Annotated in this window: 2 protein-coding genes and 1 rRNA gene; all 3 read left to right on the plus strand. The window is 44.9% G+C overall.

What is annotated here, in order from left to right; all coding sequences use genetic code 11:
* Nucleotides 1-99, plus strand: a 5S ribosomal RNA gene (rrf, locus tag FYJ73_RS15510); the annotation flags it as partial.
* Nucleotides 100-646: 547 nt separating this feature from the next.
* The gene (locus tag FYJ73_RS15515) at nucleotides 647-1,063 is read left to right on the plus strand and encodes a lytic transglycosylase domain-containing protein (RefSeq protein WP_235899429.1); all 417 of its coding nucleotides are present in this window, start codon (nucleotides 647-649) and stop codon (nucleotides 1,061-1,063) included.
* Between the two features lie 18 nt (nucleotides 1,064-1,081).
* Nucleotides 1,082-1,735, plus strand: coding sequence for a GDSL-type esterase/lipase family protein (locus FYJ73_RS15520; protein WP_235899428.1), 654 nt, complete (start codon nucleotides 1,082-1,084; stop codon nucleotides 1,733-1,735).
* Nucleotides 1,736-2,162 lie beyond the last annotated feature (427 nt).

The raw sequence follows: 2,162 nt of genomic DNA on the forward strand, positions 1-2,162 counted from the left end.
CGGTGGGGTCCCACCTCTTCCCATTCCGAACAGAGAAGTTAAGCCCACTTGCGCCGATGGTACTGCAATGCAATGCGGGAGAGTAGGAGGCCGCCCTCTTTCAACAAGAGCCCTTGAAGACAGAAATGTTTTCAAGGGCTATTTTTGTACGCCCCTCTCTAGCTCTCCCCGAGGGGAGAGAATTGCTAAACCATACCATCTGCCCGAATTATATGCTTTGTGGGTATTGCGGTCCCCTCCCCTCGGGGAGGGCTAGGGAAGGGCTCTGTTCCCTCCCCTCGGGGAGGGCTAGGGAAGGGCTCTGTCCCCTCCCCTCGGGGAGGGCTAGGGAAGGGCTCTGTCCTCTCCCCTTGGGGAGGGTTAGGGAAGGGCTCTGTCCCCTCCCCTTTGGGGAGGGTTAGGGAAGGGCTCGAGGGCCTTCACTTAAATAGTTATAAATCATTTGGTTATATCGTTTTTTTTGCTTACCTTTGTAAAGTTAATGTGAGGATAACCGGTTTTTTATATTACTTGGAGGCAATCCTCTAATGTTGAACGGAGTTGAATGGCGCTTGTTTTTAACCCATTCCGGACTTTTTTTTGTAAGTCCAAACTCCACAAATAGTAAGTTATGCAAGGTATAAAGAGAAACGTTTTATTGATTTTGATGATGCTTTTTGTAGGCACATTCAGCGCTTTTGCAGGTAATAATCAGGATTCCGATGCTGTTGACTCTTCCCAAAGCGTTTATTGGGAAAATGTGATGAACGCCATCATTCAGGTGGAGAGTAATGGAAATAGTAAGGCTAAGCATGGTAGCTCGGTTGGAGCCATGCAGATCACACCTTTGCTTGTGGCTGAGTGCAACAATATCCTTCGAAGCCGGCGCAGTAAGAAGCGGTATAAACTCTCTGACCGTCTGAGTGTTAAGAAATCAAAGGAGATGTTTCTTCTGATACAGTCGAAATATAATCCGCTGAAGAATATAGAACAGGCAATTCGCTCTTGGAATGGCGGTATTCACTATAGTGTGAAGCGCACCCAACATTATCTGGAGCGTGTCTTAAGTGCTATGAAAGGGTAACAGACCCTATATATAATAATGAGACGATACATCTTTTTCATACTCTCCCTCTTTCTGCTGCTTCCCGCGTGTGCGCAATCGGAGCATTATCAGGCGCGTATATCGCAGTTTGCTGCCATGCGTGATATTGATAGTACTGACATCGTGATGCTTGGCAATGCGCTGACGGAATATGCCGGTGATTGGAATGTATTGCTGTCCTGGCATCATGTGCGCAATCGTGGCATTGCAGGAGATGATGCGGAAGGGATGTATCGTCGCATTCGTCCTATTTTGAACGGACGTCCGAAGGCTATCTTTTTGATGGCGGGTGGTCAGGATATTATCGAGGGGCGAACTGTCGAGCAGGCTTTTAATGCCAGTGTAGCCTTGATCGCTCTTATTCGTCATTCATCTCCACATACCAAATTGTTCGTCGAGAGTAATCTGCCAATATGGGAAAACAATCAGGAATTGCTGAAAGGCAAGATGCAGATGATGGCACAACTCAATGTGCGCCTGCGTCATTATTGCGAGAAGCATCATATTGCTTATATTAACCTCTTCCGTAGTTTTGTTCGGCGCGGCACGAATGAGATGCGTAGAGAATTGACGCAGGATGGTTTCTTGCTCACACCTTTCGGCTATAAGTTGTGGGCATTTGAGATAAAAAAATATCTCTTTTCTTTTTAGTTTTCAATCTCCCTCTGACGGGGAGAATGAAGTCCTATCATAGGCAAGCTACTCCTAATCCGTTTATTTTCTCTTCATTCATCGTAGCTGCTATTCTATGAGTAGCCTCTCATAGTTCTGATATCTTCTGATCTATTTGATTTATTGCTTTATTGGTCAACGATCTTATATTTTTGACCAATATGTCGAATATTGTTACATGTATCAAATGTTTCATCCTCTGAACAGATCGTTGAATTGATTTGTGTCAATATCGCGTAACTTTGCAATCGAAATCAAATCGTCCCTACGGATTAATAACGTAAATGTCCAATTGTTGCTTATCAGCTTTAAACAGAGTACTTTCGAGTACCCCGTTTTATGCTAGGCTGAGTAAGATTTAAGACTTGTTAATCAATAGCGAGTTGTCCGGGCAGCATCTGAGCGT

Origin of the sequence: Hallella mizrahii (assembly GCF_009695775.1) — a bacterium.
GTDB classification, from domain to species: Bacteria; Bacteroidota; Bacteroidia; order Bacteroidales; family Bacteroidaceae; genus Prevotella; species Prevotella mizrahii.